Source organism: Rhizobium sp. Nf11,1, assembly GCF_050587665.1.
Lineage (GTDB): Bacteria > Pseudomonadota > Alphaproteobacteria > Rhizobiales > Rhizobiaceae > Rhizobium.
In genome coordinates this window covers 219,224-232,826 of the sequence record NZ_JBOBHU010000003.1, presented here as the reverse complement: position 1 = coordinate 232,826, position 13,603 = coordinate 219,224, and the positions used below count along the sequence as shown (strand labels likewise).

The 13,603-nt window shown below is 60.9% G+C and carries 13 protein-coding genes; 7 read left to right on the top strand and 6 right to left on the bottom strand.

All coding sequences use genetic code 11. The annotated features are described in order from the left end of the window. Nucleotides 1-106: 106 nt before the first annotated feature. The 6 genes from ldtR (at nucleotide 107) to ACQ7C1_RS06680 (ending at nucleotide 6,122) form a co-directional block, all read left to right on the top strand. Nucleotides 107-622 carry a transcriptional regulator LdtR gene (gene ldtR, locus ACQ7C1_RS06705; protein WP_004673822.1) on the top strand — a complete coding sequence of 172 codons (516 nt, stop codon included), beginning with the start codon at nucleotides 107-109 and terminating at the stop codon, nucleotides 620-622. Nucleotides 623-1,056: 434 nt separating this feature from the next. Further along, nucleotides 1,057-2,358, top strand: coding sequence for a L,D-transpeptidase family protein (locus tag ACQ7C1_RS06700; RefSeq protein WP_221156608.1), 1,302 nt, complete (start codon nucleotides 1,057-1,059; stop codon nucleotides 2,356-2,358). Between the two features lie 207 nt (nucleotides 2,359-2,565). Beyond that, nucleotides 2,566-3,864, top strand: a complete 1,299-nt coding sequence (glyA, locus tag ACQ7C1_RS06695) for a serine hydroxymethyltransferase (RefSeq protein WP_085777703.1) — start codon at nucleotides 2,566-2,568, stop codon at nucleotides 3,862-3,864. A gap of 9 nt (nucleotides 3,865-3,873) precedes the next feature. Continuing rightward, nucleotides 3,874-4,350, top strand: a complete 477-nt coding sequence (gene nrdR / locus ACQ7C1_RS06690) for a transcriptional regulator NrdR (RefSeq protein WP_003547190.1) — start codon at nucleotides 3,874-3,876, stop codon at nucleotides 4,348-4,350. 3 nt (nucleotides 4,351-4,353) lie between these two features. Next, a complete protein-coding gene (gene ribD, locus ACQ7C1_RS06685; protein ID WP_430957731.1) occupies nucleotides 4,354-5,511 on the top strand; it encodes a bifunctional diaminohydroxyphosphoribosylaminopyrimidine deaminase/5-amino-6-(5-phosphoribosylamino)uracil reductase RibD in 1,158 nt (385 codons plus the stop codon). After that, nucleotides 5,511-6,122: a riboflavin synthase gene (locus ACQ7C1_RS06680; RefSeq protein WP_183699523.1), complete on the top strand. Its 612-nt coding sequence runs from the start codon at nucleotides 5,511-5,513 to the stop codon at nucleotides 6,120-6,122. The genes ribD and ACQ7C1_RS06680 overlap by 1 nt, the downstream gene beginning before the upstream one ends. 120 nt (nucleotides 6,123-6,242) lie before the next feature. Here the strand turns inward: ACQ7C1_RS06680 and rfbA are convergent, their stop codons facing one another. The 5 genes from rfbA to ACQ7C1_RS06655 are packed head-to-tail and all read right to left on the bottom strand — an operon-like array spanning nucleotide 6,243 to nucleotide 11,638. Continuing rightward, complete coding sequence (gene rfbA, locus ACQ7C1_RS06675; protein WP_430957730.1) at nucleotides 6,243-7,112, bottom strand: glucose-1-phosphate thymidylyltransferase RfbA; 870 nt, start codon at nucleotides 7,110-7,112, stop codon at nucleotides 6,243-6,245. 10 nt (nucleotides 7,113-7,122) lie between these two features. Further along, the gene (rfbD, locus tag ACQ7C1_RS06670; RefSeq protein ID WP_430957729.1) at nucleotides 7,123-8,010 is read right to left on the bottom strand and encodes a dTDP-4-dehydrorhamnose reductase; all 888 of its coding nucleotides are present in this window, start codon (nucleotides 8,008-8,010) and stop codon (nucleotides 7,123-7,125) included. A gap of 3 nt (nucleotides 8,011-8,013) precedes the next feature. After that, the gene (rfbB, locus tag ACQ7C1_RS06665) at nucleotides 8,014-9,069 is read right to left on the bottom strand and encodes a dTDP-glucose 4,6-dehydratase (protein WP_430957728.1); all 1,056 of its coding nucleotides are present in this window, start codon (nucleotides 9,067-9,069) and stop codon (nucleotides 8,014-8,016) included. 6 nt (nucleotides 9,070-9,075) lie between these two features. After that, complete coding sequence (gene rfbC / locus ACQ7C1_RS06660; protein ID WP_097598430.1) at nucleotides 9,076-9,654, bottom strand: dTDP-4-dehydrorhamnose 3,5-epimerase; 579 nt, start codon at nucleotides 9,652-9,654, stop codon at nucleotides 9,076-9,078. Beyond that, a complete protein-coding gene (locus ACQ7C1_RS06655; protein ID WP_430957727.1) occupies nucleotides 9,644-11,638 on the bottom strand; it encodes a glycosyltransferase family 1 protein in 1,995 nt (664 codons plus the stop codon). Before ACQ7C1_RS06655 ends, rfbC begins: the two co-directional genes overlap by 11 nt. 191 nt (nucleotides 11,639-11,829) lie before the next feature. On the opposite strand from ACQ7C1_RS06655, the gene ACQ7C1_RS06650 reads away from it, so the two are divergent. Further along, complete coding sequence (locus tag ACQ7C1_RS06650) at nucleotides 11,830-12,939, top strand: DegT/DnrJ/EryC1/StrS family aminotransferase (protein ID WP_430957726.1); 1,110 nt, start codon at nucleotides 11,830-11,832, stop codon at nucleotides 12,937-12,939. Nucleotides 12,940-13,063: 124 nt separating this feature from the next. On the opposite strand, the gene ACQ7C1_RS06645 is transcribed toward ACQ7C1_RS06650, so the two are convergent. After that, nucleotides 13,064-13,579 (bottom strand): GNAT family N-acetyltransferase, encoded by a 516-nt coding sequence (locus tag ACQ7C1_RS06645; protein ID WP_430957725.1) that lies wholly within the window; start codon nucleotides 13,577-13,579, stop codon nucleotides 13,064-13,066. Nucleotides 13,580-13,603: the final 24 nt, after the last annotated feature.

Genomic DNA, 13,603 nt, shown 5'->3' with positions numbered 1-13,603 from the left:
CTCCATTAAGCGTGCGGTTTAAGTCGAATTTTATATGTATTCGATAGGGTCTCACTCAAGGCGGGAAGAAAACGACACCGCCAAACAAAACAGTGAGGCAGTCAATATGAACACGAAAATCAAGCCGCAGGCGGTATCCAACTTCCGTGACCAGCAGGATCAGGGCATCCGTGATCTTTACATGGAATCCCTTCATCTTGTCGAACGTCTTCATCGCCGTCTTCTCGACGTCATCAAGGACGAGTTCGACCGTCAGGGTCGCAGTGACGTCAACGCCATCCAGGCGCTGCTCCTTTTCAACATCGGCAATTCCGAGCTGACCGCCGGCGAGCTGCGCTCGCGAGGTTACTATCTCGGCTCCAACGTATCCTACAACGTCAAGAAGCTGGTCGACCTCGGTTTCATCAACCACCAGCGCTCCCGCATCGACCGCCGTTCGGTCCGCATCAGCCTGACCGAAACCGGCCAGGACATCGCCGAAACGGTCGCCAAGCTCTACGAACGCCACATCGCCTCGATTGATAAAGTCGGCGGCATCGGCACCGACGAGTTCACCCAGATGAACAAGCTGCTCCAGCGCCTGGATCGCTTCTGGAACGACTCGATCATGTATCGCCTCTAAGACCCTCGACCTCCTTTCAGGGTTGAAGAAAACCGGATGCGTTCCCTGCGCGTCCGGTTTTGTTGTTTGCACCCGTGGCATCTTTGCAACGCATGGCAGGCAAGCGTAAGAGCCGGTATTCAAGCCGTTTTTTAGCCGTTATTAACCGGCACGATTTACCTCGTCACATGGTTCGTTGCGTGATGACTCGGCCATCGACAGCTATCTGCGGTCCAGGCAACACGAATTGGCCATATTGGTGTGGCAGCGGAAGGTTAACAACCGGCGCTTTCAATGGACCAGGAACATTCAGCCTTCCGCATCGCAATCTTGTGATGCGGTGGGCAGGATTTTCCGATGTGCCGGGAGAACGAATGGATAGGGATCTGCGTTACGGCGCAGTGATATCGCAAAGCGCCGCGCTTCCTTGCATGCGGCATTCAGTGGTTGGGACTATGTCGAAGAAAAACGGAAATGAAGCTCTCTCGCGCCGCGCTTTCCTTGCGTCCGCGGCAACGATAGGCGCCAGCGCGATGGCCGCGCCGGCATTGGCGCAGTCGGCGCTCGATACGCTGATCAACGCACCGCGCCGCGGCAACTGGGATGACCAGTTCGATGCCAAGGCGGCTTCGCGCACGGCGACGGCCGTCGTTTCCAACACGCCGATCCTCGGTCCCCAATCGGTCGCGAGTGCCCAGCAGGCGATCATGCAGTATCAGCAGATTGCGGCAGCCGGCGGCTGGCCCGAAGTCAATCCCGGTGATCAGCGCCTGCAGCTCGGCGTTTCCTCTCCCGCCGTCCAGGCGCTGCGCCAGCGCCTTGCTATCACCGGCGACCTGCCGCGCGAGGCAGGCATGTCGAACTCCTTCGATTCCTATGTCGACGGCGCCGTCAAACGCTTCCAAGCGCGTCACGGCCTGCCGTCCGACGGCGTTCTCGGCGAGTTCACGCTGAAGGCGATGAATATTCCGGCCGATGTCCGCCTGCAGCAGTTGAACACCAACCTGGTCCGCCTGCAGACCTTCCCGGAAGATCTCGGCCGGCGCCATCTGATGGTCAATATTCCGGCCGCCTATGTCGAGGCCGTCGAAGACGGCAGCGTCGCGACGCGCCACACCGCGGTCGTTGGCCGTCTGAGCCGCCCGACGCATCTCGTCAATTCGAAGATCTACGAAGTCATCCTCAACCCTTACTGGACCGCGCCGCGCTCGATCGTCGAAAAGGACATCATGCCGCTGATGCGCAAGGATCCAACCTATCTCGAAAAGAACGCGATCCGCCTGATCGACGGCAAGGGCAATGAGGTTCCTCCGGAGACTGTCGATTGGAACGGCGAGGCGCCGAACCTGATGTTCCGCCAGGACCCGGGTAAGATCAACGCCATGGCATCGACGAAGATCAACTTCTACAACAAGAACGGCGAGTACATGCACGACACGCCGCAGCAGGGCCTGTTCAACAAGCTCATGCGTTTTGAATCGTCGGGCTGCGTCCGTGTTCAGAACGTGCGTGACCTGTCGACCTGGCTGTTGCGCGAGACGCCGGGCTGGAGCCGCCAGCAGATGGAGCAGGTGATCGCAAGCGGCGTCAACACGCCGATCAAGCTCGCCACCGAAGTTCCGGTTTATTTCGTCTACATCTCCGCCTGGGGCATGCCCGACGGCATCGTCCAGTTCCGCGACGACATCTATCAGATGGACGGCAATGCCGAGCTCGCGCTCGACACGACGGCCGGCATGGAGCAGCCGGTTCAATAAGCGGCGCCCTCTGCGTCGTGATTTTGAGAACCGCGCCTTCGGGCGCGGTTTTTTATGCCGGGGAGGGCGCTGTTTGACGCGTCCTGCCGAGGGGTGCTCACAAAAGAGCTGCAGCGCGCGCTTTGCCCAGCAAATGTCGTTCTTCGTATTGCCCTTGCCCCGGCGGAAGGCTAATACCTCAGCGCATTCCAGTTGAGGAGCCCGCCCATGACCAATGCTTCCACCGAATCCTTCTTCAATCGCTCGCTTGCGGACGTCGATCCGGAAATCTTCGGCGCGATCGGAAAGGAACTCGGTCGCCAACGGCACGAGATCGAACTGATCGCTTCCGAGAACATCGTCTCCCGCGCCGTGCTGGAAGCCCAGGGCTCCATCATGACCAACAAATATGCCGAGGGTTACCCCGGCAAGCGCTATTACGGCGGCTGCCAGTTCGTCGACATCGCCGAGGAGTTGGCGATCGAGCGCGCCAAGAAGCTGTTCGGCGTCAATTTCGCCAACGTCCAGCCGAATTCCGGCTCGCAGATGAACCAGGCCGTGTTCCTGGCGCTGCTGCAGCCCGGCGACACATTCATGGGTCTCGACCTGAATTCGGGCGGCCACCTGACGCATGGTTCGCCGGTCAACATGTCCGGCAAGTGGTTCAACGTCGTGTCCTATGGCGTGCGCGAAGGCGACAACCTTCTCGACATGGATGAAGTCGCCCGCAAGGCCGAAGAACACAAGCCGAAGCTGATCATCGCCGGCGGCACCGCCTATTCCCGCATCTGGGACTGGAAGCGCTTCCGCGAGATCGCCGACAGCGTCGGCGCCTATCTGATGGTCGACATGGCCCATATCGCCGGCCTCGTTGCCGGCGGCCAGCATCCGTCGCCGTTCCCGCATTGCCATGTCGCGACGACGACAACGCACAAGTCGCTGCGCGGCCCGCGCGGCGGCGTCATCCTCACCAATGAGGAGGATCTCGCCAAGAAGTTTAATTCGGCCGTCTTCCCCGGCCTGCAGGGCGGTCCGCTGATGCACATCATCGCTGCCAAGGCGGTCGCCTTCGGCGAGGCGCTGCAGCCGGAATTCAAGGAATACGCCGCTCAGATCGTCAAGAACGCCCGGGCGCTGGCCGAAACGCTGATTGCAGGCGGCCTCGACGTCGTCTCCGGCGGCACCGACAACCACCTGATGCTGGTCGACCTACGCAAGAAGAACGCCACCGGCAAGCGCGCCGAGGCAGCGCTCGGCCGCGCCTATATCACCTGCAACAAGAACGGCATCCCCTTCGACCCAGAAAAGCCCTTCGTCACATCAGGCGTGCGTTTGGGCGCACCGGCCGGCACGACGCGTGGCTTCAAGGAAGCCGAATTCCGCGAGATCGGCAATCTGATCGTCGAGGTTCTCGACGGCCTAAAGGTCGCCAATTCCGATGACGGCAACGCCGCCGTTGAAGCCGCCGTGCGCGGCAAGGTGGTCAACCTCACAGACCGCTTCCCCATGTATGGCTACATGGGGTAAGGAGTAGCGATGCGCTGCCCCTATTGCGGTTCGGAAGATACCCAGGTCAAGGATTCGCGTCCGGCGGAGGACAATACGTCCATCCGCCGGCGGCGTATCTGTCCGGATTGCGGGGGGCGTTTCACCACCTTCGAGCGTGTGCAGCTGCGCGAACTGATGGTCATCAAGAAGACCGGCCGCAAGGTACCGTTCGATCGTGACAAGCTGGTGCGCTCCTTCGAAGTCGCGTTGCGTAAGCGCCCTGTCGAGCGGGATCGCATTGAGCGTGCCGTCTCCGGCATCGTCCGCCGGCTCGAAAGTTCCGGCGAGACGGAAATCTCCTCCGAGCAGATCGGCCTGCAGGTGCTGGAAGCCATGAAGAGCCTCGATGATGTCGGCTTCGTGCGCTACGCCTCGGTCTATCGGGATTTCTCGCTTGCCGAGGATTTCGAGAAGGTCATTTCCGAAATCAACGCCAAGATCGCCCGCGACCCGCTGGACAGATGAGCCATGAGCGTCACGGCGGATGACGAAGGTTTCATGGCGTCGGCGATCCGCCTGTCGCGCCGGCATCTCGGCCGCACCGCCACCAACCCTTCCGTCGGCTGCCTGATCGTTCGTAATGGCGTCGTCGTCGGCAGTGCGGTCACGGCGCTCGGCGGCCGTCCGCATGCCGAGCCGCAGGCGCTCGCCGAAGCCGGCGAACGCGCCCGCGGCGCCACCGCTTATGTGACGCTCGAACCCTGCTCGCATCACGGCAAGACACCGCCCTGCGCCGAGGCGCTGATCGCCTATGGCGTGGCTCGCGTAGTCATCAGCGTCACCGATCCCGATCCGCGCGTCTCCGGCCGAGGCATCGCCATGCTGCGCCAAGCCGGCATCGAGGTGGATGCCGGCGTACTGGAGACGGAGGGCCGGCGTTCGCTGGCCGGCTATCTCACCCGCCAGACGAAGAACCGCCCCTATGTGACTCTCAAACTTGCCGTTTCCGCCGATGGCATGATCGGCCGGGAGGGGGAGGGCCAAGTGGCGATCACAGGTCCGGAGGCCCGCGCCGAGGTTCAGGCGCTGCGCGCCGAAACCGACGCGATCCTCGTCGGCATCGGCACCGCGATAGCGGATGACCCGCTTCTGACGGTGCGCACGCCAGGCCTCGAAGCCCAGTCGCCGATCCGCATCGTCCTTGATCCGTCTCTTGCGTTGCCGCTGACGAGTAAGCTGGTTCAGACGGCGCGGGAGGTGCCGGTCATCGTGGTGGCGAGCGAGAAAGTTTCGCCGTTGGCGGCGGATGCTGAAGGATTACCCCCCTCTGTCCTGCCGGACATCTCCCCCACTGACTCCGCCGACATAGACTCCCGCCGCACCGCGCTCGAAACCGCCGGCGTCGAAGTCGTCTACTGCAATCCCTATCACCCCGAGGTCCTGCTGCCGGCGCTTGCGACGCGGGGCATTTCCTCGCTTCTGGTCGAGGGGGGCGCAAAGACAGCGCGGCTTTTCCTCGAGGCCGGCCTCGTCGATCGAATCCAGATTTACCAGGCGCCCGGCGTCATCGGTGAGGGCGGTATTGAATCCCCGTTGCAGGCAACCGACATACCATCCGGTTTCATGCATATGAGCACGCGAATGTTTGGCGACGATCGCCTGGACGAATACGAAAGAGGGCTTTGATGTTCACCGGAATAGTCACCGATGTCGGCATAGTCGAATCCGTTTCCCCCCTGAAGGAGGGCATCAAGCTGCGCGTCGCAACAAGTTACGATCCTGCGACCATCGATATGGGGGCGTCCATCTCCCATTCCGGCATCTGCCTCACCGTGACCGGCCTGCCTGATGAAGGCAGCAATGGCCGCTGGTTCGAAGTGGAAGCTTGGGAAGAGGCGCTGCGGCTGACGACGATCGGCACCTGGCAGCAGGGCAGCCGCATCAATCTCGAACGGTCGCTGAAGATCGGAGATGAACTCGGCGGCCACATCGTTTCCGGCCATGTCGACGGCAGGGCGGAAATCCTCTCGGTGACATCGGAGGGCGATGCCACCCGCTTTCGACTGCGTGCACCCGAGCATCTGGCGAGATTCGTCGCCCCCAAGGGGTCGATTGCACTCGATGGCACTTCGCTGACCGTCAATGCGGTCGACGGCACCGATTTCGACGTCCTGCTCATCCGCCACACGCTCGACGTCACCACGTGGGGTGAGCGCAAAGCCGGCGATTTCGTCAATTTCGAAGTCGATACAATGGCGCGTTACGCTGCCAGGCTGGCGGAATTCCCGAGCGCCTGAATTACAAACCTGTACTGCTTTCCGGTGTCGCGCCACGACTGGCATGCCGGGCGCGAGGAACATCATCTGCGCGCCTGAGACGTCCAACTACCGTCTATGAGGCGGCGCCAGCCAGATGGTTCACCAATCCGGGGATAGCTTCCTCAGATACTGGCCGTAGGCACTCTTGCCGAGCTTCTCCGCGAGCTTGGCGAGTTCGGCCGGCGAGATGTAACCCATGCGCCAGGCGACTTCCTCGGGACAAGCGATCTTGAAACCCTGGCGTTTCTCCAGCGTGCTGACGAAACCCGCGGCATCGTGCAGGCTGTCCGGCGTGCCGGTGTCGAGCCAGGCATAGCCCCGGCCCATCAACTCCACGAAAAGCTGGCCGCGCTCGAGATAGGTACGGTTGACATCGGTGATTTCCAATTCGCCGCGCGGTGACGGCTTCAGGTTGGCGGCGATATCGACCACCTGCTGGTCGTAGAAATAGAGGCCGGTCACCGCCCAGTTCGATTTTGGCTCCTTCGGCTTCTCCTCGATCGACAGCGCATTCATCTTTTCGTCGAAGCCGACGACGCCATAGCGTTCCGGATCGGTGACGTGATAGGCGAAGACCGTCGCGCCTTCGCGACGACTCGTGCCGGATTTCATGATTTCCGGCAGGCCGTGCCCGTAGAAGATGTTGTCGCCGAGAACGAGTGCCGAGCTGTCGCCGTGCACGAAGTCGGCGCCGATGATGAACGCCTGGGCGAGGCCGTCCGGGCTCGGCTGTACGGCATAGGTCAGCGAAATTCCCCATTGCGAGCCATCGCCGAGAAGGCGCTTGAAAGCTTCGACGTCGTGAGGCGTGGTGATGATCAGCAACTCTCTGATGCCGGCGAGCATAAGCGTCGTCAGCGGATAGTAGATCATCGGCTTGTCGTAGACCGGCATCAACTGTTTCGAGACAGCCTCTGTGATCGGATGCAGACGTGTGCCTGTGCCGCCGGCGAGAATAATTCCCTTCATGCCCATCTCCTTAAAGACCTTTATTCAAAAGGTCTTGCATGACCACCATCATGGACTGCTTCCACTCCGGGAGCCGGATTCCATATGTTTTGGCGAGCTTGTCGCCGTTGAGACGTGAATTGGCGGGACGCCTCGCCGGTGTCGGATAGTCCGCCGTCGGGATGCGTTCGACCTCGACCTTTTTGCCGCCGGATTTAAGAAGCTCCGCGAATATCTCTTCGGCGAAGTCCGCCCAGCTTGCTTGGCCGCTGCCGGTCAGGTGAAAAGTGCCGCGCAGCGATGGCGCAGGATCCGCTACGATGCGGGTTGCGATCACAAGAATCGCGTCGGCGATTTCGAGTGCCGAGGTCGGGCATCCTGTCTGATCGGCGACAACGCGAAGATGATCGCGCGTCTCGGAAAGCCGCAGCATCGTTTTCAGGAAATTGCTGCCAAAGGGCGAATAGACCCAGGCTGTGCGCAAGATGACGTGGTTCGGGTTCACCGCCGCGACGGCCTTCTCGCCCGCAAGCTTCGAACGCCCATAGACCGAGATCGGCGCCGTCGCATCCTCTTCGGAATAGGCGGAGGCCTTGTCGCCGCTGAAGACGTAGTCGGTCGAAATGTGGATGACCGGAGCCCCGATCCGCGCGGCAGCCTCGGCAACCGCCCCGGCGCCCGCCGCGTTGACAGAAAAAGCAAGCTCGGCTTCGCTCTCGGCCTTGTCGACCGCCGTATAGGCCGCCGCCGAGACGATCACATCCGGGCGCAGAGCCGAGAAAGCTGCGGCGATGCTTGCGGGATTTGCGAGGTCCATTTCCGGGCGGCCGACCGCACTGATTTCAACGCCCGTTTCGGCGCCGCGTCTGAGCAGCGACTGAACGATCTGGCCCTGTTTGCCGGTGACGGCAATGCGCATCGCTTATCGTCCCTTGAAAACGCCGAGGCGTTCGCCGGAGTAGACGTTTTCGCGTAGCGGCCTCCACCACCATTCGTTTTCCAAGTACCAGTGCACGGTCTTCTCGATACCGGTTTCGAAGGTCTCTTGCGCCTTCCAGCCGAGTTCGCTTTCGAGCTTCGAGGCATCGATCGCATAGCGTGCGTCGTGCCCGGGCCTGTCCGTGACGTTGGTAATCAGACGCGCATGCGGTGCCTTGTCAGTGTAGACGCCGTCGAGGATCGCGCAGATGCGATGAACGACATCGATGTTCCTGCGCTCATTGCGGCCGCCGACATTGTATTTTTCGCCGGGGCGTCCTCCGGATGCGATCGCAAAGAGCGCGCGGGCGTGGTCTTCGACATAGAGCCAGTCGCGAACATTCGCGCCGTTGCCGTAAACCGGAAGAGGCTTGCCCTCTAATGCGTTCAGGATCATCAGCGGAATGAGCTTTTCCGGGAAATGGAACGGACCGTAATTGTTGGAGCAATTGGAGACGACGACGGGCAGGCCGTAGGTGCGGTGCCAGGCGATCGCCAGATGGTCGCTCGCGGCCTTGGATGCGGAGTAGGGCGATGACGGATCGTAAGGCGTCGTCTCCTCGAAGAGGCCCTGGCCGCCGAGCGAGCCGTACACCTCGTCCGTCGAGACATGCAGAAAGCGGAAGGCGCTCTTGCTGCGCGCGTCAAGCCCGTCCCAATAGTGCCGTGCGGCGTCCAGCAGGCTGAATGTACCGACGATGTTGGTCTGAATGAAATCGGCCGCGCCCGAGATAGAGCGATCGACATGGCTCTCTGCTGCCAGATGCATGAGGATATCAGGGCGGAAGGATGCGAATGCTTCCTGCATTCTGGCATGGTCGCAGATGTCGGCGCGCAGGAATTGATAGTTCGGCGCCGATTCGACGGATTTCAGCGATGCCAGATTGCCGGCATAGGTCAGCGCGTCGACATTCAGCACCTCCGCGCCGATCTCGCTGACAAGATGGCGCACCAATGCCGATCCGATGAAGCCCGCTCCGCCCGTGACCAGTATGCGCATCGACGATCAATCCTTGGGTTGTTGTGCTGAATAGGAAAAATGGCTTGGCAGATCGGCGAGCCGCGGCAGCGTCTTGTCCTTGTCGGACGACACCATCTCTCTCTCATCGAACGGCCAGCGAATGCCGATCATCGGATCGTTCCACGCGATGCCCCGATCATGCTGCGGGCTGTAGGGTGCGGTTACCTTGTAGCTGACGACGCTGTTCGGCTCGATCGTAACGAATCCGTGTGCGAAACCGGCCGGTATCCAGAGCTGCTTGCCGGTTTCCGGCGAGAGCTCCTGAGAGAGCCATCTGCCGAAGCTCGGCGATCCCTCGCGGATATCGACGACGACATCCATGATCCGACCGGCAAGGCAGCGCACCAGCTTGCCCTGTGCAAAGGGCGGGATCTGGAAATGCAGCCCCCGGACGGTTCCAGCCTGCGCCGAAAGCGACTCATTGTCCTGGATGAACGTGACGTCGGCCACATTTTCCCGGAACCAGGCATCTTTGAATACCTCGGAGAAGTAGCCGCGGTGATCGCCGAAGCGTGGCGGCGTGATTGCAACAATGCCCTCGATGGCCGCGGTCTCAATGCGCATGACTTACCTTTTCTGCGGCCTTCATGACGTTCATCAGCATCTCCGCCTGCGAGCGGCTCCGCATGGCCGCAAAGCCCGTCGCGGCAATGACATCGCGCTCGTCTGCATCTGCGATCAGCTTGTAGCAGCGCTCGATCATGTCGTCATAGCGCTCAATTGCCAACCCGCCGATGAAGGGCTGGAGGTCTGGATCGCGGATGTCGCCTTCCGTCAGCACGCAAACGCGATTGGCGAGCAGATAGGAAATGCGCACGATCTCGAAAACGCCGCTCGCATAATGATGGATGTTTATGACGATCTTGGCGCGGGCAATCGCCGCATCGCGTTCCGCACCATAGATGTTGAAGAGGTGCGCGACCTTGAGCCCGCTGTCGTTCAACGTCTTCAGGATATGGTGGCGGCGTTCGTTCATCGAGCCATAGAAGAGGACGTCGATATCCTTGACGGGGTTGTGCTGGATCTGGCTCAGGCAACCGCTGTAACCGATTTCGAGCACACCGGCATGATCGATGCCCTTGGCGGCAAGGTTTTCGCGGTTGCGCGGGCTGTAGTCGAGCACCGGCATCGCCCTCAGAATCGACGTATAGCGCGAATTGATCCAGCTGCTTTCCTCGGACACCTGCTCGAGGTTGATGATGACGCTGTCCTTCGGCAGATGGCCGACGATTTCGGCGGGGAGAAGATTGCCGCCGTAGATGATCGGCGCACGGCCGGCGAATGCATTCATGTCGCGGACGATCGGTGCCGAGCCGCCGAGTTCCTCGAAGGCGCCTTGCATGCCGAGTGCGACTTCGTCGAAGGCGTGGCTGTGATTGTAGTTTTCGGGCGTCACGATCCAGATGCAATGACGATCCTTGTGTGCCTGCCATCCGCCGGCGAAAGGCTGCAGCGGGTTGCGGAGCGGCTGCTCGATTTTCGGCGCAGCTGGTATAGCGGGCCTTTCCGTCCGCACCGGCTGCTGCGGCATCGGGGAGGCTCCTGCGGCCTGCGGAGCATAGGCGCGCATCAATTCGCGGCCGCCGATGAACTGGCCGCGCGGCATCCAGCCCGGCGGATCGTCAGCCATCCAGATCAGATGCGGCTGCTTGATGAGCGGCTGGCGGCCCTCCTGCCACGAGGTCAGCAGAGCCTCGTCACGGGTCTTCAGAAAGGCTTCCTTGGCGGCAAAGAGGCCATGCAGCATCCGGCCGAGGCGGGTACCGAACTTCCATTCGAAATCGGCAAGAGCCGGTACGAAGGCGGCGATTTTCAATCCGGAGGCGGCAGCCTGCTGGACATAGAGCCCGAGCAGGCGCTCGATCACGAAGGGGCGCATCTTCGCGTTGGCATCGCGCGAATAGTGGGCTGTACCGGCATAGGCGGTGCCCGCCGGCGTGCCGGCGCGCGCCTGGTGTTCCAGCGATTCGAGAATGCGTTCGCAAAAGGCGAAATACTCGGACCAGAATTTCCGGTTTCCGCAGAAATAATTGCAGAACGCGAAGGAAGTCTTGTCTTGCGGCGGCGCAATCGGATAGCCGAGGTCCTGGATGTGCAGGAAAATCGGGTCCATACCGGGATGACCGCCAAGCAGCGAATGTTCCCAAACGTTGCTGTAGATCGCCGCGTGGCCGATCAGGGGATTGTAAAGATAGGCGTCCGCACCTTCTGCCCTGGCCTTTTCCGCCTCCGTGACAAAGGACGGGAAGCTCGTCACCGACTTCATCTCGAATTTGCTGGAGAGCAGTCCCCAGAATACGTCCTCGCCGAGGCCGATCGCCTCGTGATGCTGATGCAGGGTGCGGAAGAGTTCATATTCGCGGGTCGTGGCCTGCGTATTGAACGAGATGTCGAGCGGCATGGCCGCCGCGTCGATTTGGCTGCGCTGCGAAGGGTCGAGATAAGGCTGATAGATGATGACGGATCCCGTCCCGGCAGCTTTCTCCGTGAGAAGCGCCAGATCGGGAAGACCGGCCGGCAAAGAAGAAATGGGCTGATTGATCGTCAAGGCGTTGTCCTTCGCGAATGGCTGCCGTCTTCGTGATTCACGATGCGGCATTCGTATGGGTGCCGACTATTGGACGTGAAGCTTGCGCCACACTGTTGGCATGAATTTCGCTGGTCAGCTTCGCAACAGGTTAAGCCGTGATGTTCGTACCAGGCCCAAATCCGTGATAGGGCCCAACCCTGGACGGCGTCATGAAAAACGAAAAGATCTATGTAACAAAGCCCAGCCTGCCGCCGCTTGAAGAATTCATTCCTTCGCTGGAAGCGATCTGGAACAATCGCATCCTGACCAATGGCGGGCCATTCCACGGGCAACTGGAGCAGGAGCTCTGCAACCATCTCGGCGTGAAGCACATCAGCCTCTTTTCGAACGCCACCATTGCGCTGCTGACGGCGCTTCAGGCACTCCGCGTCACGGGCGAAGTCATCACCACGCCTTATTCCTTCGTGGCCACTTCGCACTCGCTTCTCTGGAACGGCTTAAAACCCGTCTTCGTTGACATCGACCCGGTGACGCTCAATCTCGATCCAGCGAAGATCGAGGCGGCGATCACGCAGCAGACGACGGCGATCATGCCGGTGCATTGCTACGGCCACCCTTGCGACGTCGATGCGATCCAGAAGATCGCCGATCTCTACAATCTCAAGGTCATCTATGATGCCGCCCATGCCTTCGGCGTGGAGGACGAACGGGGAAGTGTTCTCAATCACGGCGACCTTTCCATCCTGAGCTTCCATGCGACGAAAGTTTTCAACACATTCGAAGGCGGCGCCATCATCTGCCCGGACATCAAGACGAAGACCCGCATCGACCAGCTGAAGAACTTCGGTTACGTCGATGAAGTGACCGTGGTGGCGCCAGGCACGAACGGCAAGATGAGCGAGTTCAACGCTGCGCTCGGCCTGTTGCAGCTGAAATACATCAAGTTTGCCTTGGAAAGGCGTGAGCTCATCGACCGTGCATACCGCGAGCGGCTCCGCGGCGTCGCGAGCATTGAATGCCTGGACCGTTCCGGTGAGACCGTCTCCAACTTCTCTTATTTCCCGATCCTCGTCCGCCCCGGCTATCCCATTTCACGAGACGGGCTCTATGAGTTATTGAAGGAAAACGGCATTCATCCGCGCCGCTATTTCTATCCGCTGATTTCAAGCTTCTCGATGTATCGCAGCCTGCCTTCCGCCCAGCTGTCGAACCTGCCGGTCGCAAACGAAGCAGCACTACAGGTGCTCTGCCTTCCCATCTACCCTGATATGGAGATGGAGATCGTCGAGAAGGTCTGCGGGCTGATCAAGTCGGCCTGAACCACGGTATCCCCGTACTGTCATCTCACCGCAGAGCTGAAAGTATCTGCGGTGTGAGATCATGCCACGAGCATCGGGCCGCTGCGGTGGGACTCTGCGCTATGTTGACCGCTTGGCGGAATTTCTAGCGTGAAAACTGAATGACTTCGCCGTTGTACTGCGTGCGCACCGTCTCGCGAAACCCGAGCTTGGCAGCGACCCTGAGCGAGGCCTGGTTCTCGGGGCTGATGATGCAGCTCATCGGCTTTCCCGGGAAGTGCGTTTCCGCCCAGCCGATCAGGGCGGTCAGCGCCTCTGTGGCATAACCGCGGCCGTGAGCCGCGGGCATCAGCGCCCAGCCGATCTCCATCGTTCCCTCGATCGACGGTTCCATATCGCGCCGCGCTTCGAGGAAACCAGCTTCGCCGATGAACCTACCGCTTTCCCTTTCCACGATCGCCAGAAAGCCGAAACCCATATGGTGCCACATGCCGGCGATGCGCAGCATGCGGCCCCAGCTCTGCTCGCGCGTCGAGGCCACGCCGCTGATGAAGCGCACGACGCCCTCGTCCGCCCATAGCGCCGCATGCGCATCGAAATCGTCGAGGCGGTGAGGGCGAAGCGTCAGCCGCTCCGTTTCCAGGCTCGGAATATCGGTCATATCTGATCCTTGTGGAATCGCGCC